Annotated in this window: 21 protein-coding genes; 1 reads left to right on the top strand and 20 read right to left on the bottom strand. The window is 31.7% G+C overall.

The window, feature by feature from the left end:
• Positions 1 to 38: 38 nt before the first annotated feature.
• From hisF to fabG, 14 genes are all read right to left on the bottom strand, one after another.
• Entirely contained in the window at positions 39 to 794 is a 756-nt protein-coding gene (gene hisF, locus BMX42_RS10465) for an imidazole glycerol phosphate synthase subunit HisF (RefSeq protein ID WP_091313533.1), read from the bottom strand.
• Positions 795 to 797: 3 nt separating this feature from the next.
• Entirely contained in the window at positions 798 to 1,550 is a 753-nt protein-coding gene (locus tag BMX42_RS10460) for a 1-(5-phosphoribosyl)-5-[(5-phosphoribosylamino)methylideneamino]imidazole-4-carboxamide isomerase (protein WP_091314090.1), read from the bottom strand.
• 16 nt (positions 1,551 to 1,566) lie between these two features.
• Positions 1,567 to 2,148 carry an imidazole glycerol phosphate synthase subunit HisH gene (gene hisH, locus BMX42_RS10455; protein WP_091313530.1) on the bottom strand — a complete coding sequence of 194 codons (582 nt, stop codon included), beginning with the start codon at positions 2,146 to 2,148 and terminating at the stop codon, positions 1,567 to 1,569.
• Positions 2,148 to 3,284 (bottom strand): bifunctional histidinol-phosphatase/imidazoleglycerol-phosphate dehydratase HisB, encoded by a 1,137-nt coding sequence (gene hisB, locus BMX42_RS10450; protein ID WP_091313526.1) that lies wholly within the window; start codon positions 3,282 to 3,284, stop codon positions 2,148 to 2,150. The genes hisH and hisB overlap by 1 nt, the downstream gene beginning before the upstream one ends.
• Positions 3,284 to 4,327: a histidinol-phosphate transaminase gene (gene hisC / locus BMX42_RS10445; protein WP_091313523.1), complete on the bottom strand. Its 1,044-nt coding sequence runs from the start codon at positions 4,325 to 4,327 to the stop codon at positions 3,284 to 3,286. Before hisC ends, hisB begins: the two co-directional genes overlap by 1 nt.
• Positions 4,324 to 5,607: a histidinol dehydrogenase gene (hisD, locus tag BMX42_RS10440; protein ID WP_091313520.1), complete on the bottom strand. Its 1,284-nt coding sequence runs from the start codon at positions 5,605 to 5,607 to the stop codon at positions 4,324 to 4,326. The genes hisC and hisD overlap by 4 nt, the downstream gene beginning before the upstream one ends.
• Before the next feature lie 85 nt (positions 5,608 to 5,692).
• Positions 5,693 to 6,550, bottom strand: coding sequence for an ATP phosphoribosyltransferase (gene hisG / locus BMX42_RS10435; RefSeq protein WP_091313517.1), 858 nt, complete (start codon positions 6,548 to 6,550; stop codon positions 5,693 to 5,695).
• A gap of 240 nt (positions 6,551 to 6,790) precedes the next feature.
• Positions 6,791 to 7,294 carry a hypothetical protein gene (locus BMX42_RS10430; protein WP_177169161.1) on the bottom strand — a complete coding sequence of 168 codons (504 nt, stop codon included), beginning with the start codon at positions 7,292 to 7,294 and terminating at the stop codon, positions 6,791 to 6,793.
• A 76-nt stretch (positions 7,295 to 7,370) separates the two neighbouring features.
• Positions 7,371 to 8,495 carry an efflux RND transporter periplasmic adaptor subunit gene (locus BMX42_RS10425; protein ID WP_091313513.1) on the bottom strand — a complete coding sequence of 375 codons (1,125 nt, stop codon included), beginning with the start codon at positions 8,493 to 8,495 and terminating at the stop codon, positions 7,371 to 7,373.
• Between the two features lie 17 nt (positions 8,496 to 8,512).
• Positions 8,513 to 12,838: a CusA/CzcA family heavy metal efflux RND transporter gene (locus BMX42_RS10420; protein WP_091313510.1), complete on the bottom strand. Its 4,326-nt coding sequence runs from the start codon at positions 12,836 to 12,838 to the stop codon at positions 8,513 to 8,515.
• 59 nt (positions 12,839 to 12,897) lie between these two features.
• Positions 12,898 to 13,284 (bottom strand): hypothetical protein, encoded by a 387-nt coding sequence (locus BMX42_RS10415; RefSeq protein WP_143055639.1) that lies wholly within the window; start codon positions 13,282 to 13,284, stop codon positions 12,898 to 12,900.
• Positions 13,285 to 13,317: 33 nt separating this feature from the next.
• Positions 13,318 to 15,345, bottom strand: a complete 2,028-nt coding sequence (locus tag BMX42_RS10410; protein WP_091313503.1) for a hypothetical protein — start codon at positions 15,343 to 15,345, stop codon at positions 13,318 to 13,320.
• A gap of 16 nt (positions 15,346 to 15,361) precedes the next feature.
• A complete protein-coding gene (locus BMX42_RS10405) occupies positions 15,362 to 15,763 on the bottom strand; it encodes an MFS transporter (RefSeq protein WP_091313498.1) in 402 nt (133 codons plus the stop codon).
• A gap of 5 nt (positions 15,764 to 15,768) precedes the next feature.
• Complete coding sequence (gene fabG / locus BMX42_RS10400) at positions 15,769 to 16,515, bottom strand: 3-oxoacyl-[acyl-carrier-protein] reductase (protein WP_091313493.1); 747 nt, start codon at positions 16,513 to 16,515, stop codon at positions 15,769 to 15,771.
• Between the two features lie 132 nt (positions 16,516 to 16,647).
• On the opposite strand from fabG, the gene BMX42_RS10395 reads away from it, so the two are divergent.
• On the top strand, positions 16,648 to 17,838 hold the full coding sequence (locus BMX42_RS10395) for a cytochrome-c peroxidase (protein WP_091313490.1): 1,191 nt from the start codon (positions 16,648 to 16,650) through the stop codon (positions 17,836 to 17,838).
• Between the two features lie 64 nt (positions 17,839 to 17,902).
• Here BMX42_RS10395 and BMX42_RS10390 read toward each other — a convergent pair whose 3' ends face one another.
• The 6 genes from BMX42_RS10390 to lpxA form a co-directional block, all read right to left on the bottom strand.
• On the bottom strand, positions 17,903 to 18,331 hold the full coding sequence (locus tag BMX42_RS10390) for a hypothetical protein (RefSeq protein WP_091313487.1): 429 nt from the start codon (positions 18,329 to 18,331) through the stop codon (positions 17,903 to 17,905).
• A 114-nt stretch (positions 18,332 to 18,445) separates the two neighbouring features.
• Positions 18,446 to 19,318 (bottom strand): succinate--CoA ligase subunit alpha, encoded by an 873-nt coding sequence (sucD, locus tag BMX42_RS10385; RefSeq protein ID WP_091313484.1) that lies wholly within the window; start codon positions 19,316 to 19,318, stop codon positions 18,446 to 18,448.
• 77 nt (positions 19,319 to 19,395) lie between these two features.
• Positions 19,396 to 19,758 carry a nuclear transport factor 2-like protein gene (locus tag BMX42_RS10380; protein WP_091313479.1) on the bottom strand — a complete coding sequence of 121 codons (363 nt, stop codon included), beginning with the start codon at positions 19,756 to 19,758 and terminating at the stop codon, positions 19,396 to 19,398.
• The gene (locus BMX42_RS10375) at positions 19,758 to 20,687 is read right to left on the bottom strand and encodes a UDP-3-O-(3-hydroxymyristoyl)glucosamine N-acyltransferase (RefSeq protein WP_091313474.1); all 930 of its coding nucleotides are present in this window, start codon (positions 20,685 to 20,687) and stop codon (positions 19,758 to 19,760) included. The genes BMX42_RS10380 and BMX42_RS10375 overlap by 1 nt, the downstream gene beginning before the upstream one ends.
• A 13-nt stretch (positions 20,688 to 20,700) precedes the next feature.
• Positions 20,701 to 21,261 (bottom strand): elongation factor P, encoded by a 561-nt coding sequence (gene efp, locus BMX42_RS10370; protein ID WP_091313469.1) that lies wholly within the window; start codon positions 21,259 to 21,261, stop codon positions 20,701 to 20,703.
• Between the two features lie 32 nt (positions 21,262 to 21,293).
• Complete coding sequence (gene lpxA, locus BMX42_RS10365) at positions 21,294 to 22,079, bottom strand: acyl-ACP--UDP-N-acetylglucosamine O-acyltransferase (protein WP_091313466.1); 786 nt, start codon at positions 22,077 to 22,079, stop codon at positions 21,294 to 21,296.
• Positions 22,080 to 22,081: the final 2 nt, after the last annotated feature.

The raw sequence follows: 22,081 nt of genomic DNA, 5'->3' as shown, positions 1-22,081 counted from the left end.
GAAGAAATTCTAATAATCTAAATAATCTGCAATGTTTGTTATATTCTAACTTTTATATTTTGTTTTTTCAAAAATTGTTTTAATTCTGGAATTTCAATTTCTCCAAAGTGAAAAACACTGGCAGCTAAAGCGGCATCGGCATTTCCTATTGAAAAAGCATCAGCAAAATCTTGTTTGTTTCCAGCACCACCAGAAGCGATAATTGGAATATTGACTAATTTTGAAATGATATTTAAAGCTTCATTGGCGAATCCGTCTTTTGTGCCGTCATTTTCCATTGATGTGAATAAAATTTCTCCCGCACCACGATTCGCAACTTCCACCACCCAATCGAATAAATTAATATCCGTAGCTTGTTTTCCGCCAACCAAATGCACTTTCCAAATTCCGTCAATACGTTTCGCATCAATGGCTACAACTATACATTGACTACCGAATTTTTGTGCTAATTTATTAATCAAATCAGGGTTTTTAACCGCAGATGAATTGATAGAAACTTTATCTGCTCCATTTTTTAGTAGAATTTCAACATCTTCCACAGAATTGATTCCTCCACCAACCGTAAACGGAATATTAATAGTTTCAGCCACTTCTCGAACTAAATTTATCAACGTACTTCTGCGTTCTTCCGTTGCAGAAATATCTAAGAAAACCAATTCATCCGCGCCTGTTTCCGAATACTTTTTAGCTAATTCTACAGGATTTCCAGCATCAATTAAATTGACAAAATTGACACCTTTTACGGTTCTTCCGTTTTTTATGTCCAAACAAGGAATGATTCTTTTTGTCAACATTTTTTAGCTAATTATATAATTTTCAAGTTGTTTCAACGAAATTCTATCTTCATAAATCGCTTTTCCGATGATTACGCCTTCGCAACCTAATTCGGCTAGCTTTGGAATTTCATCAAATTCAGAAATGCCTCCAGAAGCGATTAATTTAATGTGATTTTTATTTTCTTTTACATTACAATGCTCTAGAATTTGTTTATAAACTTCGAAACTTGGTCCAGAAAGCATACCATCTTTACTAATATCCGTACAAACCACATAACTAATTTTGTTTTGCAAATAGTTGTAAATGAATGGTAACAAATCTTCTGTTGACTCTTTTTTCCAACCAGAAATGGCAATTTTAGCACCATTTTTATATGGATTAAAATCGGCTCCTAAAATCATTTTGTCTGGTCCGAAACATTCAATCCATCTTAAAAATTTTTGTGCATCATTAACAGCGATACTTCCGCCAGTAATTTGATTCGCACCCGATTCAAAAGCTATTTTAATATCGTCACTAACTTTAATTCCGCCACCAAAATCTATTTTTAAATTCGTTTTAGTTGCAATGGCTTCTAATACTTTATGATTCACTATTCTACCCGTTTTTGCTCCGTCTAAATCTACCAAATGCAAATATTCGATTCCGTGATCTTCAAAGGATTTCGCAACATCAACTGGATTATCATTGTAAATAATTTTTGTGTCAAAATTCCCTTTAGATAATCGTACACATTTTCCATCAATAATATCAATTGCAGGAATAATTCTTATTTTATTGTTGTTCATTTTATAAATTCAAAAAGTTTTCTAAAATTTTTTCTCCCCATTTTCCGCTTTTTTCTGGGTGAAATTGCACGCCATAAAAATTGTCTTTTTGCAAAGCAGAAGCGTATTCGACTTCGTAATTGGTATTCGCAATGGCTAAATCGGTATTCGGAACATAAAAACTATGAACCAAATACATAAATTCGTTTTCCTTGATGTTTTCAAATAATTTCGATTTCAAATTAAAAATCGTGTTCCAACCCATTTGTGGCACTTTAACGGCATTTGAAAATTTGACAACATTCACATCGAAAATCCCTAAACCATTGGTATTTCCCTCTTCAGAATGCTTACACATCAACTGCATACCTAAACAAATTCCTAAAACCGGTTGTTTTAATGTTGGAATGATTTTGTCTAAACCACTTTCGATAAGCATTTTCATCGCGCTACTCGCCTCGCCTACACCAGGAAAAATGACTTTATCTGCTTGTTGAATTTCGATTGGATTATTGCTTAAAATGGCTTCAAAACCCAATCTTTTTATAGCAAACTGAATACTTTGAATGTTTCCAGCTCCGTAATCTATAATAACAATCTTCATTACAACATTCCTTTTGTGCTTGGTAAAATCATTTTTTCAATATCTCTTTTTACAGCAACTTTTATGGCTTTTGCGAAAGCTTTAAAAATCGCTTCAATTTTATGATGTTCGTTGGTTCCTTCCGCTTTGATATTCAAATTGGCTTTTGCGCCGTCTGTAAACGATTTAAAGAAGTGATAAAACATTTCCGTAGGCATTTGACCAATCATTTCGCGTTTGAAATCGGCTTCCCATACCAACCAGTTTCTACCGCCAAAATCAATTGCAGCTTGCGCTAAACAATCGTCCATTGGCAAACAAAAACCATAGCGTTCAATGCCTAATTTATTTCCTAAAGCCAATGCAAAAACTTCACCTAAAGCAATGGCTGTGTCTTCAATTGTGTGATGTTCATCAACTTGTAAATCGCCTTTCACTTGAATATCTAAATCCATTTGCCCGTGTCGCGCAATTTGGTCTAACATATGATCGAAAAAATGTAGACCGGTATTTATATTACTTTTTCCAGTTCCATCTAAATTTACTGAAATAGAAATATCCGTTTCATTCGTTTTTCTGATTATTGAAGCAGAACGATTTTCTAATTTTAAAAATTCATAGATTTTTTCCCAATCGCTAGTTTCTAAAGCAATTGATTCAGAAATTTGAGTTGCATTTAAAGAAATTTCTGCCGTTCCTAAATTGGTGTCATCATTGATAAAAATGGCTTTTGCACCTAAGTTTTTAGCTAATTCCACATCGGTTAATCTGTCGCCAATTACAAATGATTTTTTTAAATCGTATTCTTCTGAAAAATATTTAGTTAGCATTCCAGTTCCAGGTTTTCTCGTTGGCAATTTCTGATCTGGAAACGATTTATCAATACATTGATCTGCAAAAAACACACCTTCCCTTTCAAAGGTTTTCATGATGAAATTGTGCACTGGCCAAAACGTGTTTTCTGGAAAAATATCTGTTCCTAATCCGTCTTGATTGGTGACTAAAACCAGTTCGTAATCTAATTCTTTTGCTATTTTACCTAAGAATGATAAGCATTTTGGATAGAAATACATTTTATCAAAAGCATCAATTTGATAATCGGAAACTTCTTTAATCATAGTTCCATCTCGGTCGATAAACAATACTTTCTTTGTCATTATAATTCTTTTAGTGTGTTGATTAATTTTAAATTTTCTTCTGAAGTTCCGATGGTAATTCGTAAACAATTATCACATAAAGGTTGTGAAGTTCTGTTTCGAATTACGATGCCTTTTTCTAATAATTGTTGATATCTTTTGTTCGCATTATCGACTTTTATCAGAATGAAATTTGCCTCGGAAGGATAAACTTTTACTATAAAATTAAGTTTAAGTAAACATTTAAATAAAAACTTTTTTTCTAATTGAATATCAATAATTTGTTTATTTATTTTTTTTGTATTTTCTAAATTTTGAATTGCTTTATATTGCGTTAAAATATTCACATTATAAGGCGGTTTAATTTTATTCAAAACTTCAATAATTTCAATTGAAGCATATAAAATCCCCAATCGAATTCCAGCCATTCCATACGCTTTTGATAAAGTTTGAGAAATAACCAAATTTGGATAATCGTTCATTTTTGACAACCAACTTTCTCTAGAAGAAAAATCGATATAGGCTTCATCCAAGAAAACCAATCCGTTAAAACTCTCAAGTAAAGTTACGATACTTTCATCTGAAAATGAATTCCCAGTTGGATTGTTTGGCGAGCACAAGAAAATGATTTTAGTATTTTCATTCACTTCGGATAGAATTTTTGAAACATTTGGTTCGAAATCGTCATTTAGCAAAATTTCTTTGTTTTCAACTGCATTTAAATTCGCTAAAACATCATACATTCCGTACGTTGGTGGCAACGTAATCACATTGTCTTTATTTGGTTCGCAAAAAGCACGAAACAATAAATCGAGCACTTCATCACTTCCATTTCCTAGCAAAATTTGAGATGTAGCCACTTTCTTAATTCCTGAAAGGATTTTCTTAACTGATTTTTGTTGTGTATCTGGATAACGATTGATACCGTTGTCATTCGGATTTTCATTAGCATCTAAATAAATCATTTTCTGTTCGAAATCTTTAAACTCGTCGCGTGCCGAAGAATACGGTTGCATGGTTTTTATATTTTCCCTAACGAGATTTTGTATGTTGATGTTCATCATTTTATTTTTTTTAATCTTAATGTTACTGCATTTTTGTGCGCTTGTAAACCTTCGGCTTCAGCCATAATTTCAATACTTTTCCCGATGTTTTGAATTCCTTTTTCAGTAATTTTTTGAAACGTCATCGACTTCATGAAGCTATCCAAATTCACACCACTATAGGTTTTTGCAGAACCATTTGTTGGTAAAGTATGATTCGTTCCTGAAGCATAATCACCAGCACTTTCTGGTGTGAAATTTCCAATAAAAACAGAGCCTGCGTTTTGAATTCCGTCAATGAAAAAACCTTCGTTTTTAGAGCAAATTATAAAGTGTTCTGGACCATATTCATTAATTAAATCTAAAGCTAATTGTTCGTTTTCAACTAAAATTAATTTTGATTTTTCAATGGCTTGAGCTGCGATTGCTGCACGAGGTAATTTTTCTAATTGCAGATAAATTTCTTTTTCAACAGCTTTTAAAACTTCGTTGTTTGTCGTCACAAGAATTACTTGACTATCCGTTCCGTGTTCGGCTTGGCTTAATAAATCTGACGCTACGAAGCTTGGAACACTTGTTTCGTCTGCATAAACTAACAATTCACTTGGTCCGGCTGGCATATCAATTCCAACTCCGTATTGTGTCGCCACTTGCTTCGCAACAGTTACAAACTGATTTCCTGGTCCGAATATTTTGTATACCTGCGGAATCGTTTCTGTCCCGAAAGTCATTGCCCCAATTGCTTGAATTCCTCCTACTTTAAAGATTTTAGTCACACCACATAAATTTGCAACATACAAAATCGCTGGGTTAATTTTCCCTTGTTTATTTGGTGGTGAACACAAAACAATTTCTGTACAACCTGCAATACTCGCTGGAACAGCCAACATTAAAACCGTTGAAAACAAAGGCGCTGAACCACCCGGAATGTATAATCCAACTTTTTGAATTGGTCGTTTTTCTTGCCAACAAAAAACACCTTCTGTTGTTTCAATTTCGATCTTTTCCGTTTTTTGCGCTTCGTGGAATTTATAGATATTGTTTTTAGCTACTTCAATAGCTTGTTTTAATTCTTTCGAAACTAATTCGGTTGCTTCTTCAATTTCTGCTTTCGAAACTAAGATGTTTTCTGAACTACTTCCGTCAAATAAAGACGTATATTTTTGTACAGCAACATCTCCTTTTTGCAGGATTTCTTTAAAAATTCCTTTTACAGTTTCTTCAATATCAGCAAAGGATTGTGTTGGTCTTTTTAAAATTTCCGACCAAGTATTTTGTGTTGGGTTGTTTATTTTTTTCATATCTATAAGATTCAAAGTTTCGCTTTTTTGCCACGAAGACACTAAGGCGCGAAGTTTTTTTTATTGTTTGTGTGAAATATTGAGATTACAAAACCATTTTTTCAACTGGACAGATTAAAATCCCTTCTGCACCGGCATCTTTTAGTTTATCGATAACGTCCCAAAATTGTTCTTCATCGATTACCGATTGCACGCTACTCCAACCACTTTCGCCTAAAGGCACAACAGTTGGACTTTTTAGAACTGGTAAAATTTCTGAAACTGCTTGAATATTATCATTCGGAACGTTCATTAAAATATATTTTGATTTTTTCGAACGTAAAACTGCTTGAATCCTGAATAGTAATTTATTTAAAACTAGATTCGCATCTTCAGTAATTAAAGGCGAAACCGCAAGAACTGCTTCGCTTTTACAAATTACTTCTACTTCTTTTAAACCGTTTTTAAACAAAGTACTTCCGCTAGAGACAATATCTACAATTGCATCTGAAAGTCCGATGTTTGGTGCAATTTCAACTGAACCAGAAATTTGGTGAATATCCACTTCAATATTATTTTTGTTACAAAATTGATTTACGGTATTTGGATACGAAGTCGCTACTCGTAAGCCATTTAAATCTTGAATAGAATTGTAAGTGAAGCTTTTTGGAACGGCAACTGAAACTTTGCATTTAGAAAAGCCTAATTTTTCAGCTATTTGAATATTCTTTCCTTTTTCGACTAGTAAATTATCACCCACAACAGCAATATCTACCACTCCATCAATTAAATATTGAGGAATATCTGAATTTCGAAGGAAATAAACTTCTAAAGGAAAATTTGATGCGGTAACACGAAGTTGATCGTTTCCGTTATAAATGGAAATTCCGCAATCTTTAAGCAATTGAATACTTTCTTCGTTTAATCTACCTGATTTTTGAATGGCGATTTTTAACTTACTCATTTTAGTTTTAAAATTGAGTTCGAGCCAAAAGAGAAGGAATAAAAAAAACCCGCTTGATTGACTCAAACGGGTTTGTAATTTATATTTGTTTTACACACATACCAAAATTACCTCGCTTGAGCGTGGGAAAAATGATGGATATGATGTAATGAATTTGTAAACATTTTTTGTCTTATTGTTTTGCAAATATATGTTCATTAATTTTTAATAAACAAATTATTTTTAAAATTAATTTTTTATTTATTGATTATCATCGTCACTTTCAGTTGATTTATTCGCTTCTGGTGTATTGCTAATATTAGTGTTTTCTCTAATTTCCGTATGACGAATTTCTCCACCAGAAGTTCCTACATTTTTGGAAAGAAATAAGCAAATTACAGCAATTAACATCGCACAAATTGAAACAAATTTTTCATTTTCACGTTTTTTTGATAAAGCAACTAGTCCAAAAATAGAAACCAAACCTAAAATATATAAAGGCTTCATAAAAAGTTCCGCAGCTTCTTCATGTTCGTGGATATAATCATGAGAAAAACCAGCCATTTCTTCAACTGAATGTTCTGCTTTATCGCCTGTCATCATTGAGATTTTCCCCATAATCATACAAGAAATAAAAATAATGTAAGCTGTTGATTTTAATGTTGCATTTTTCTTAATCATTCCGAATAGAAGAATTAAAAATCCGAAAAATAAACCAATGATTGGAAAATGGTTTATCAATAAATGTAAGTGTGCATCGTTCATAATTTTTATTTTTATTAGTTATTGATATAAATATTTTATGTAATAATTAAAAATTTGTTTTTAAAATGAATATTTTTTACTCTTCTTTGTTTTTCAAAACCATTAACAAAGTGTAAGCGTCACTAATCACTATTTTTTTGTTTTGAAAAGCTTCATAGTTTCTAATTTCCGAAACCTTATCAGTTACAATTCCAATTTGTACTTCTTGCATAGAGAAAGAATTTTTATTTGCATCTTGAACAAACACGAATTTCTTATCTTCAAAATCTACAATGGCATCATTATTCACAATATACGCATTATTATTATCAAATTGAATTATGGCATTTATGTAATTTCCTGGAATAAGTTTTTTCGTTGTATTTGAAATTTTCGCATAGACTTCAATCGCATTTTCATCGGAATAACTTTTGTTTACAAACTCAATTTTCGTTTCATAAAAAACATCTGGTTGCGTATTCGTGTAAACTTTTATTTTTTGTCCGATTGCTAAATTAGCCGCATCTTTTTCAAACACATTTATTTTTGCATACATGCTTTGGTTATCCATAATTTGAAATAACATATCGGTTGCATTCACGTATTTTCCAATATTTACATCAATTTTTGTAACCATTCCAGAAATTGGCGCATAAATATTTACGGATTTTGAAATCGTATTCGAAGTTAATGAAGCTGGATTGATATGAATTAATTTCAATTTTTCCTCTAACGACTTTAAAGTAATTCTTTGTTTGGCGTATTCACTTTCTGCTAATTGGTAATTCTTTTCGCTAACGGCTTGCGAGGAATTTAATTCTTTTTGACGCGCAAAATCCTTTGAAGCATAAGCCAATTGTTGCTTAGTCGTTAAATAATCTTGCTGAATTTGAACATACGATTGATCTTCAATAACTGCTAAAATTTGACCTTTTCCAATTACCATTCCAGGCATAACTTTGATATTTTTAATATATCCGCCAAGTGGCATACTTACACTTGCCATCGCATTTGGCGCTAAAGTAATTTTACCATTTACTTTTATGGTACTTGAAAGCGAAGTATTTGTTAAACTTCCAATTTTAATTTTCGAATTATCTAATTGATTTTTAGTCAATTCTACCACATTTTCTTTAACAGCAGTTTCAGTTACTATTTCTTCTTTTTTCGACTGACAAGCTATTGTTAAAGCTAAAATCAGTACTAAATATATATTTTTCATATGATTCTGTTTAAATTTTAATTGAAATACAAGATTTGGATAATATTGTTATTATACGATTGAATTTTATCAAAATAATCTGATTTCGCTTCAAGCGCTTGGTTCATTGTCCACGACCATTCCATAAAATTAATATCTCCATTTAAAATTTGCTTGTTTGCATTTGCGATAATTGAATTGGTATTTGGCAAAACAACCGTTTCGTAATATGATAAAACTTCCTGATTATTAGTATGTTTCACAGAATACGTATTCCATATTTTTTGCAATTCTTGTTGTTGCATCGTTGTTTTATCGTTTAGAATGGTTTCGTTCATTTTAATTGCTTTTTGTCGGGCTTTGTTGGCCGAATTAAAAACAGGAATTCCTAAACTCAATTGAAACGATTGAAATCTGTCATTTTTTCCATAAAAATTATTATCTGCGCCATTTCCTTGCATGGTTGTACTAAAATATCCGACAGCAACATCAGGAATCAAAGCCGATTTTTCAATTTTCAAAACTGAAGTATTGGCTTGTTTTTCCAACGCTAACATTTGCAAGGCTACATTATTCGAAACAAAATCTTGTGAAGGTAAATTTTCAATTTTGGCAGATTTATAAATCAGTTCAATATTATCTGTAACTTGTAATAAATATTGTAATTGCGCCACGACTCTAAATTTTTCTTCCTGAATTAATTTGACTTGATTTTTAATCTTTACCATGTATAATTCAGCAGAACTTTTTTCTAAAGCATTGCTTTCACCATATTTCAATCGCAAATTTGCTTTCTGAATAAAAGCTGCGAAAATAGAATCCGTTTGTTTCATTACTTTTTCTTTTTCTGAAACCACAACTAAATCGTAAAAAACTTGTGTAATTTCCTTTTTTAGGGCATTTTCAGAATATTTATAGTTCATTTGAGCCATTTCTGCTTGTTTTTCAAACCATTCCTTTTTCTTAGCGTTTACAAATGGAAAACTAATATTTTGAGAAACACCAAATCTATTATCGGTATAAGCACTATTTAATTGTCCGATTTCACCAACTAAGTTTAAACTCGGCACTTCATTTGCGGAACGAATTAAAACTTTAGCCGCTTCCACTTTTTGTTTTTCGGTTTTCAATTGAATATTATTTGAAATTCCGAGATTTAAAGCTTGTTCCAACGTCATTTTATTTTGTGAAAACGAAGTGAAAGTTCCTACTAAAAAGAAGATTGATAAAACTGCATTTTTATTCATTTTGATTTCAGATTTTTGTTCGAATACCAAGTACAAAATCGGTAAAATAAACAAGGTTAAAAAAGTTGCAATTAGTAAGCCACCAATTACTACAGTTGCTAATGGACGTTGTACTTCAGCACCAGAACCATTACTAATCGCCATTGGTAAAAACCCTAATGATGCTACAAAAGCTGTCATTAAAATGGGACGAAGACGTTTTTTGGTTCCGTTCATAATCACTCTAATTGTATCTGTATTTCCACTTGCTTTTTGCGAATTAAATTCGGCAATTAGTACAATTCCGTTTAAAACGGCGACACCAAAAAGTGCAATAAATCCAATTCCAGCACTAATACTAAAAGGCATTCCGCGAGCCGCTAAAAATAAGATTCCGCCTATTGTTGATAAAGGAATTGCTGTATAAATTAGTAATGCTTGTTTGATAGATTTGAAAGCGAAATATAACATTAAAAAGATCAAGATTAAGGATATAGGAACTGCAATCATCAATCTGTCTTTTGCGGCGTTTAAATTTTCGAAACTTCCACCGTACGTGATATAATAGCCTGGTGGAAATTTAATTTTAGCATTAATTTCTTTTTCTAATTCACCAACTAAACTTTGCACATCTCTATCGGCATTGAAACCAACTACAATTCTTCTTTTGGCATCTTCACGTTGAATTTGATTTGGACCGCTAATAATTTTCACATCAGCTAAAACATAAAGCGGAATAGTTGCACCAGTTTTGGTTGGAATTAATAGATTTTCGATGTCAATTAAGTCTTTTTTCTCGGTATTATTCAATTTTACAACCAAGTCGAAACGTTTTTCACCTTCGAAAAGCAAACCTGCACTTTGACCTGCAAAAGCGGTATTCACTACCCTATTGATTTCATTTACACTTAAACCATATTGCGCCATTACTGGTCGTTTGTAGTTAATAACCACTTGTGGCATACCTCCAATTGGTTCTTCGTATAAATCTTTTGTGCCTTGAATGGTTTTTACAATTTTACCGACTTTACTAGCATAAATAGAAAGTGTATCTAAATTTTCACCAAAAATTTTACAAACTACATCTTGTCGCGCACCTGTCATTAACTCGTTAAAACGCATTTGTACAGGATATTGAAATCCGGCCGTAATTCCGGGAACATCTTTTAAAGCCTCGCTCATTTTTTCGGATAATTCATTGAAAGTTGTAGCTGAAGTCCATTCGCTTTTATCTTTCAAAATCACCATCATATCACTGGCTTCCATTGGCATAGGATCAGTTGGTACTTCACCACTACCAATTTTTGTGACTACTTTTTCTACTTCTGGAAATCTGTCTTTTAATATTTTAGCGGCTTTTTGTGTCGAAGCCATTGTCGTATTTAAATTACTTCCTGTTAGTACACGAGTATCGACAGCAAAATCACCTTCTTCCAAAGCAGGAATAAATTCGCCACCTAAAAACGACATGACTACAATCGAACCAAAAAACACGACAATTGTTGCAATAATAATTTTTCTTTTGTTATTAATCGCCTGAACTAAACGTTTTTGGTAGATATTTTCCAAATACGCCATCATTCTTTCAGAGAAATTATTTGGATTGTGCTTTAAGTTTTTCAACACAATTGAACTCATCATTGGAATATAAGTCAACGACAAAATAAATGCTCCAATTAAAGCAAAAGCAACTGTTTGCGCCATTGGTTTGAACATTTTACCTTCGATTCCTTCTAAAGAAAAGATGGGTAAATACACGATTAAGATGATAATTTGTCCGAAAACGGCACTATTCATCATTTTTTTAGAAGACGATTTTACTTCGTGATCAACATTTTCTTGAGTCAATGCAATGGCATTTTCCTTTTTATGATGCGAATAAATTTGATGAATGACGGCTTCTACAATAATTACTGCGCCATCGACAATTAAACCGAAATCTAACGCGCCTAAACTCATTAAATTTCCACTTACGCCGAATAGATTCATCATAATAATCGCAAAAAGCATCGCTAATGGAATTACGGAAGCTACTAAAAGTCCGGCTCTGAAATTTCCTAAGAATAAAACCAATACAAAAATTACGATTAAAGCACCTTCAATTAAGTTTTTTTCAACCGTTCCGATGGCGTTGTTAACCATTTTGGTTCGATCTAAAAACGGTTCTATGATGACGCCTTTTGGCAACGTTTTTTGAATTTGAGCAATTCGTTCTTTTACATTTTTGATAACTTCACTACTGTTTGCGCCTTTTAGCATCATCACAATCGCACCAGAAACTTCGCCTTGATCGTTATAACACATGGCGCCGTAGCGAGTAGCATATCCATTTTTGATTTCAGCAATATCTTTTAAAAATAAAGGTGTTCCTGTTTTTGAAGTTAGCGCAATGTTTTCAATATCTTCTTTAGATTGTAATAAACCTTCTGTTCTAATGAATAAGGCGGTTTCGTTCTTTTCTATATAACTTCCTCCTGTATTCTGATTATTACTCTCTAAAGCATTAAAAACATCATTTATTGTAATACCGTGCGCTTTTAGCTTATTGGGTTGAATACTAATTTCTAATTGTTTTAATTTTCCACCAAAACTACTGACTTCAGCTACACCTTTAACACCAGATAATTGTCTTTTAATAATCCAATCCTGAATGGTTCTTAATTCTGTGGCGTCGTATTTTTTTTCGTAGCCTTTTTCTGGACGAACCACATATTGATAAATTTCTCCTAAACCTGTAGAAACTGGCCCTAATTCGGGTGTTCCCATTCCTTTTGGAAGTTGGCTTTGGACTTGTTGTAATCTTTCGGAAACTTGTTGGCGTGCCCAATAAATATCTGTATCGTCATCAAAAACTATCGTTACTAATGACAAACCGAACCTAGAGAAACTTCTAATTTCTTTTAATCCAGGTATGTTGTTATTGACTTGTTCAATTGGAAAAGTTACTAATCTTTCAATATCTGTTGCTCCAAAAGATGGCGCAATTGTAATAACTTGAACTTGATTATTAGTAATATCCGGAACTGCGTCAATAGGTAATTTCTGTACGTTGTAAATACCAAATGCAATTAAAGCAAAGGTAAATAACGCAATGATGAGTTTATTCTTTACAGAAAACTCTATTATTTTATTTAACATGAGAATATTTTTATTTTATGAATAATGAAATTATCAACTAGAGCAGTTGATATAATTTATTATGATAAAATAGTTTTTGGCGGTTGCCAAATAGAAGTAAGAAAATTGGATGTATTTACTTGATTTTCAAAAGAAAAACTTTTTTGTTCTGAAATTGGATAACTAAAAAAATTGAAAAAATTGGTAGTTTCTGGTAAACTTAAAACCACGTTTGGATGATTGTCTTGAAAATTTTTGAAAGGTAATTTCATGTCTTTCTCATAATCTGCATCTTTTACGTTCCCATTTAAATAATGCATTTCTAAAAAAGTAAGTACGGATAATTCTTCTTTATCATTGTGCTCGTAGTAATGCTCCACAAGTAAAGGGGCTTTCAATATCTGATGTAATTCAGTCATTGAAAACAAATAACTTAATAATAGAAAAATAGTTATGTACTTTTTCATTACTACAAATTTAATGAAAAATGAAAGAAAAACTTATAACAATCCGTTAAATTTTCTGGTAAACCATTCAGAAGCTAATGAAAAGGCTAAAATTACAAGTAAAGTAATCCAGTCGATTAATGGAGAATTCTTTATTAAAGACTTTTCTACAGGTAAATAGGTGTCTTTTTCTAATAATTTCTGAATCAATTTATCAATTTGGTTGGGATGAATGACTTCACCTTTATTCTGATTCGCTAATTGTTGTAATTTCGACACATCTGGATTTACAAATTGTTTTTCCACATCAAAATCTAATACTTCAAAAGTTCCGTTATAACTCGCATTACTACTTGTTTCTTTGACTTGAAACGCATAATTACCAGGTTCTAAACCATCAAAAATAGCTTGATATCCATTATTTGCTTTAGAGAAATTGTAGTTTTTTGTCGATTTTGTATTCTTGTTCGTTAATTTGATAGAAAGGTTAGCATTTTCTTCCAATTCATAACTCTTATTGAAATATTGCGCGAAAATTTCAATCGTTTCTCCAGAATTATAGAAACTTTCATGTTCTACTAAAAGTGATTTTTTAGCTGAATTCGTAGACAAATACTGAATTATCTTATCAATAAATTGATCATATTTTTCATAAGATTGATTCATTACATGGCTTTCCATTCGCCATTTCCAAGAGTTTTCTCCTAATAAATAAGCGCTTCTACTATTCCCTTTTTCAGAAAAAGTTAAGATAGGATTCCCAACCTCTATTCCGTTCACTTTGGCAGTAAGCAATGTATTTAAACTTCCTTTTTCAGTAATTTTTCCGAAAGGATTTTCTAAAGGTGGAAGTTGTTCAAACTGAATATCGTTTTGTGCAAAAAGATTAAATCCAGTTAAAAATGATGATGTAAAATCTTCTTTTTTATTGGTTAATTTGAAATCTAAATCGGATTGTATTTGATTTAATAAATTAAAATCTGTTGCCATTCCGGTTACGATAAATGTGTTAATTCTTAAGTTTTTATTCGCCTCAAAAACCTTTCTAAAAGAAGCAGTTGGCTGATATAAAACCAATAAATTATATTTTTTTAAATCACTGATTGAATTTGTTTTAAGCAAAGTTACTTTACGTTGTGCATTAGATTCAATTGCGCGTTTCAAAGCACCTAAATCGGGATGAGAAATATCCGAAATGATAGCAATTTCTTTTCTTTGATCAATTACTTCAACAGCGAAATTTTTGACGTTATTGTACGTGTTTTTTTCTTTCGTTGCAGAAGAAATTACTGCTTTATATTTTTGCAGCCCTACTCTATCCGCTTCTAATAAAATTTGTACTGATTGTACTTTATTCTTTTTATCGAAGTTGATAGTTTGACTTGATATTTTCTTACCATTTTTTTCAATAGAAAAATTGGCTGAAATGGCTTTATTTCCATTGTATTGCAAGAATACTTCAACTGGAAATTTATTCTTTAGAAATGCGTATTTATTCGCGTTAAGCTGATTTATTTTTAAATCGAAAGTCGTTGTTGTATCACCTAAAATAACTGGAAAAACACTTGCAGTTTCCTGAAAACTATACACGTAATCGTTTCCAATAGTTTGATTTCCGTCCGTTAATAAAACAATTGGATAAAAGGCATTTTTGTTTAATTGCTTCAAATTTGTAGCAACATTATCGATATTTGATTGATTTCCTTTAAAATCTAATGGCTTTCCAGCAAAAAACTCTTCATCAAAAGAATAGGTTTGAATTTCGAATTTATCCTTTAAAGCCGAATTGGAAGACAATTTTTCAAATAATTGCTTTTCTACATCATTTGCTTTTAATTCTGTAATCGAACGAGAATTATCAGCAACAATAGCTAAAGGAATTTTGTTAGTTTCAATTGATTTTCTTGAAATTACGGGGTTAATTAGTAATAAAAGTAAAGAAAACACCGAAATAAAACGCAAAAAAGCCAATAACCAATTTGTTTTGTTTTGGTTATCGGCTTTAAATAAATATTGATAAAATGCAACAGCTCCAGAAATAATTACTGAAAGTAGTATTAATAGAATTGTGCTTGTTGTCATTTTTTAGTTTATAATTTTAATTTAAATCTGTATTCACTTTATCTTCTGTTGGACGAATTGTCAAAAGGTAAACAATTATTACAATTCCAAAAACAAAAAATTCTGGTTTTAAAAACAACAGAACAAAGGCTGCTCCTTCTAAAATTGCCCATCTAATGATTGATGAAGTTTGATAAACTCCAATTTTGTTTTCTATGCTTAAGTTTCTATCAATTTTGCTAATCATACTTTTAAACATGAAATTACTCAAAACTATAGCAATTAATGGAATTAAAGCAAAAATGATTGAATTTGAATCAATTGTTGGGATTTTAAAATCAGCAATAGCATTTTTATCTAATACAAAAAAATATGCAACAGCTACACCTAGTGTTATAGCTAAATGTATTATTTGAAGTGTTTTAATTTTTTCCTTCATTAATACTACGTTAACATTCCACCATCAACGTTAATAACTTGTCCTGTAACGTAAGCACTCATATCTGAACTTAAGAACACACAAACATTTGCCACATCTTCTGGTGAACCACCACGTTTTAATGGAATAGATTCTCTCCAACCTTTCACTACATCTTCGTTTAATTTTGCAGTCATTTCCGTTTCGATAAAACCTGGAGCAATTGCGTTGCAACGAATATTACGAGAACCTAACTCTAAAGCGATAGATTTTGTGAAACCAATCATACCAGCTTTTGAGGCTGCATAATTTGCCTGACCTGCATTTCCTTTAACTCCAACCACAGAACTCATGTTCACGATAGAACCTTTACGGTTTTTAAGCATAATTTTTTGTACTGCTTTTGTCATGTTGAAAACCGATTTTAAGTTGATATCCATTACGGCATCAAAATCTTCTTCAGACATACGCATTAATAAATTATCTTTAGTAATACCAGCATTGTTAATTAAAATATCAACATTACCAAAATCTACCATTACATCATCAACTAATTTTTGAGCTTCGTTAAAATCAGCAGCGTTTGATTTATATCCTTTTGATTTAATTCCTAATGCGTTTAATTCATTTTCTAATGCTAATGCCGATTCTGCAGATGAACTATAAGTAAATGCAACATTTGCACCATTTTGAGCGAAAACTTTTGCAATTCCACTTCCAATTCCTCTACTAGCACCAGTAATAATGGCAACTTTACCTTCTAATAATTTCATATTATATTATTTAAATTTTTAGTTTCTAATAAAAGTCAAATATAATAATAATTTAAAGTAATAAAAACATCTTTCACGTTAAACCTTTTTGTTTTTTGTTAGTCTAAAACTTACCAACCTAAACTAGTTACTATGAAATTCACTAAAATTTTACAATTCTGCGCAATTGTACTATCATTATCGTCGTGTAATGATAATGATGAAGAAAATTACACACCAATTACAGCAACTTATCCTGCGGTTGAAGCAGAATTTGGAAGTTCAGTCGATTTGAATAATCTCGCTAATTATGCCAATCAAGCTGTTCCTGCTTATATTACGAAAGATAATAGTGCTTTGAATCCAATTTCAGATAAAGGCGCTACTTTAGGAAGAATATTATTTTACGATAAGAAAATGTCAGTTGACAATACTGTTTCTTGTTCAAGTTGTCACAAACAAGAATTTGCTTTTAGTGATAATACGATAGCGAGTAATGGTGTTAATAGCACAACCGGAAGACATTCAATGCGATTAATTAATACTCGATTTGCTACTGAATCTAAATTCTTTTGGGATGAAAGAGCTGCAAGTTTAGAAATTCAAACTACCATGCCAATAAAAGATCATGGAGAAATGGGTTTTAGCGGTGCAAATGGCGATTTATCTTTTAATGATTTGATTGTTAAACTAAGCGCGATTGATTATTATAAAGAATTATTCAAATTTGTTTATGGTTCTGAAGAAATTACGGAAACTAAAATACAATTTGCTTTAGCGCAATTTATTAGAAGTATTCAATCTTTTGATTCGAAATACGATACTGGAAGAGCAAGCGCTCCTAATGATGGCGCGCCATTTGCAAATTTCACAGCTCAAGAAAATCAGGGAAAAAATTTATTTTTAACACCACCTACTTTTAATGCTTCAGGTTCTCGTACGGGAGGTGGAATTGGATGTGCAGGTTGTCATAGAGCACCAGAATTTGATATTGATCCAAATACTAAAAATAACGGCATTATTGGCACATTATCTGGTGTAGGAATTGATATTACCAATACAAGAGCTCCATCTTTAAGAGATTTAGTTAAAGTTGATGGAACAACAAACGGACAAATGATGCATACGGGTGTAATTACTTCGCTTCAAGCAGCAATTGGACATTATGGTACGATAAATATTGCACCAGGAAATACGAACTTAGATCCACGATTAACACCTGGTGGTATTGGTCAACAATTAAACCTAACTGCAGCGGAAGTCAATTCGGTAATTGCTTTTTTAAGAACACTTTCTGGAACTGATGTTTATACGAATACGAAATGGTCCAATCCATTTAATTAAAAACAAAAAAATCCCGTCTCGTTTTATTTAACGAGACGGGATTTTTTTTAATCTATATTTTTTCTTAGAAAGCTACATTCCATTTTGGAAGTGTACCATTTTCAGTTAAATAACTTTGTAAAACTGTTGCTTCTACGAATGTTGGAATACCTTTTACTTTTTCAGTGAAAGTTTCATACCAAACTACTTCTAAAGCTTCAATTTCTTCTTTTTTCATTTGCGCTGGCCAAGAATATTTTCTTCCTGTTTTAGCGAATTGGTGTCCGTTTACAATTTTGTCGTATAAACCACCGCTTTTTACTTTCAAAGTTCCGTCGTTTTGTACTGTTCCTGTTGAACCAACCATGATTAATTGTTTCGCTTCATTACTTACATCGTACACTAAGAAAACACCACTTGCACCGTCTGGAGCATTACAAACTTCTTCTAAATTTAAATCAGTATTAAATAAAAAACTATTTGTTGATTTGTATTTTTTTAATTCTTTTTCCATTTTTATTTTATTTGCCACAAAGTCATAAAAGCGCTAAGTGAACTTGATTAATATAATTAATAAAAGCTCCATAAAAAAGGAGCTTTTATTACTATGTATTTTATATACAGGAGATTATCCCATAATTTCTTTTACTTTTTTACCAATTTCTGCAGGAGAATCTACTACGTGAATACCACATTCTCTCATGATACGTTTTTTAGCTTCTGCAGTATCATCTGCACCACCAACAATCGCACCAGCGTGACCCATTGTTCTACCTTTTGGAGCAGTTTCACCAGCGATAAATCCAACAACCGGTTTACGATTACCGTCAGCTTTAATCCAATGCGCAGCATCAGCTTCTAATTGACCACCAATTTCACCAATCATAATGATACATTCTGTTTCAGGGTCGTTCATTAATAATTCAACAGCTTGTTTAGTTGTAGTTCCAATAATTGGATCTCCACCAATACCAATAGCAGTTGTGATACCTAAACCTTGTTTTACAACTTGGTCAGCAGCTTCATATGTTAAAGTTCCTGATTTAGAAACAATACCTACATTTCCTTTTTTGAAAACGAAACCTGGCATAATACCAACTTTAGCTTCACCTGGAGTAATAACACCTGGACAGTTAGGACCAACTAAACGACACTCTTTACCTTGGATAAAGTCGTACGCTTTAATCATGTCTGCAACAGGAATTCCTTCTGTAATACAAATAATTACTTTAATACCTGCATCAGCAGCTTCCATAATAGCATCTGCAGCAAATGCTGGCGGAACAAAAATAATTGAAGTATCAGCACCAGCCGTTTTTACAGCGTCTTTTACTGTGTTAAAAACTGGACGGTCTAAATGTAAAGTTCCACCTTTACCTGGAGTAACTCCACCAACTACGTTTGTACCGTATTCAATCATTTGAGAAGCGTGGAAAGTTCCTTCACTTCCTGTAAATCCTTGAACTATTATTTTTGAATTTTTATTTACTAAAACACTCATGATGTTATTTGTTTTTTTAAAAGTTGAGCAAAAGTAAGTTTTTTGCGAGTAATAATTTAATTTTTTTAAATATTTTTTTATGCTGGTCTACTAATTTGATAACCTTTTATGATTTTATCGTTTTCGAATTCCCAAATAGTGATAAATCTTCCCATTAAAATCAAATCTCTTTGGTTTTCTATACTTGATCCAAAATGATTATAAGTAATTGAAACTGTATTATTTTCAGATATTAAATGTAAAATTTCTGAGTTAAAAATGGAGAAATTATCTTTTAATTCAGTTGCTAAATCTAATAATGAATTTTTATCTTTAACTAATAAACCTTCAGAACTATGCCATTCTAAAAGCATATTATCATGTAGCACTTCATTTAAAAAATCTCTATTTCTTAAACCATCATTTGCATATAATTCGTTTACAATTTCTTTTGGAGTCATTATTTTAGTTTTTCTATGATTTCAGGAATACGTTTAATATTAGCTAATTGCTTTAATTTTTCTCTAGATTCTTCAATTGGAGTTCCAAAATATGATTTTCCGCCTTCAACAGATTTTGTTACACCGGTTTGTCCCATAATTACGGCTTTTGCACCAATGGTAATTCCGCTTGTTGTACCAACTTGTCCCCAAAGTGTTACTTCGTCTTCAATAATTACACAACCGGCAATTCCAGTTTGTGAAGCAATTAAACATTTTTTACCAATTACAGTATCGTGACCAACATGAACTTGATTGTCAATTTTAGTTCCTTCACCGATTGTTGTATCGCCAGTTACACCTTTGTCGATTGTACAAAGAGCACCAATTCCAACATTATTTTCGATAACCACTCGCCCACCAGAAAGTAATTGATCAAAACCATCTGGACGTTTTTTGTAATAAAATGCATCAGCTCCTAAAATAGTTCCTGCATGAATAATTACATTATCACCTATTACAGTATTATCGTAAATAGAAACATTAGAGTGGATTAAGCAATTCTTTCCAATTTGAACATTATGTCCAACAAAACAATTCGGTTGAATTATAGTTCCTTCACCAATTTTGGCTGATTCAGCTATGCTTAAATTTGCTGACACAAAAGGTCTAAAATGTTTGGTTAACACATTGAAATCTCTGAAAGGATCATCAGAAATCAATAAAGCTTTGCCTTCAGGACATTCTACTTCTTTATTAATAAGTACAATTGTTGCTGCAGACTGTAAGGCTTTATCATAATATTTTGGATGATCTACAAAAACAATATCACCTGGTTCAACAACGTGAATTTCATTCATACCATGAACTGGAAAATCATCAGTTCCAATATACTTAGAATTGATGATTTCAGCAATTTGTTTTAAGGTGTATGTTTTGTTAAATTTCATTTATTTAGTCAAATTATACTCTTTCCATGTATTTTCCAGATGCTGTATCAATTTTAATTTTATCACCTTCATTGATAAATAAAGGTACATTTACAGAAGCACCCGTTTCAACAGTTGCTGGTTTTGTAGCATTTGTAGCCGTATTTCCTTTTAAACCTGGTTCTGTATACGTTACTTCTAAAATTACTGAAGCAGCCATATCAACAGAAAGTGGTAAATCTGTTTCAGTATTAATTTGAATCATTACATTTTCACCTTCTTTCAATAAATCTGGTGCATCTAAAATATTTCTATTTAATGTAATTTGTTCAAAAGATTCAATATTCATAAAGTGAAAATCATCTCCTTCAGGATATAAAAATTGGTACGTTTGAGTTTCTACTCTCACTACATCAATTTTATGACCTGCAGAAAAAGTATTATCTAAAACTTTTCCGTTCGTTAATGATTTTAATTTTGTTCTTACAAACGCTGGACCTTTACCTGGTTTTACGTGTAAAAATTCAATAATTTTATAAATATCGTGGTTAAATTTTATACATAAACCATTTCTAATATCTGATGTACTTGCCATTTTGTTTATTTTAATTTTATGTTTTTAATAATTTATACGCTTCCAGTATAACCTTTCATAATACCTCGAGAAGAATTTCTGATAAAATCTAAAATTTCATCTCTTTCTGGAGTCGCTTCCATTTCTGCTTCAATAATACTCATTGCTTGAGAAGTATTGTAGTTTTTTTGGTATAAGATTCGGTAAATATCTTGAATTTCTCTAATTTTATCTGTTGAAAATCCTCTTCTTCTTAATCCTACAGAGTTAATACCTACATAAGATAAAGGCTCTTTTGCAGCTTTTGAAAAAGGAGGCACATCTTTACAAACTAAACTTCCACCAGAAACCATTGCGTGATCTCCAATTGAAATAAACTGATGCACAGCAGCTAAACCACCAATTACAGCATATTCACCGATGGTAACGTGTCCGGCTAAAGCCACTCCGTTTACAATAATAGCATTATCTCCAATCATACAATCGTGAGCAATATGTGCCGTTGCCATAATTAAACAGTTTTTACCAATTACTGTTTTTCCCGCAGCAACTGTACCTCTATTTATGGTTACACATTCTCTAATTGTAGTATTATCGCCAATTACAGCTAATGAATCTTCTCCACCAAATTTTAAATCTTGGGGTACTGCAGAAATTACTGCTCCTGGAAAAATATTACAATTTTTACCAATACGAGCGCCTTCCATAATGGTTACGTTAGAACCAATCCAAGTTCCTTCGCCAATTTCTACATTATTATGAATGGTTGTAAAAGGATCGATAACTACATTTCTTGCAATTTTTGCTCCTGGATGTACGTATGCTAATGGTTGGTTCATAA

This window comes from Flavobacterium terrigena (genome assembly GCF_900108955.1).
GTDB classification, from domain to species: Bacteria; Bacteroidota; Bacteroidia; order Flavobacteriales; family Flavobacteriaceae; genus Flavobacterium; species Flavobacterium terrigena.
This window is presented reverse-complemented; position numbering and strand designations above follow the sequence as displayed.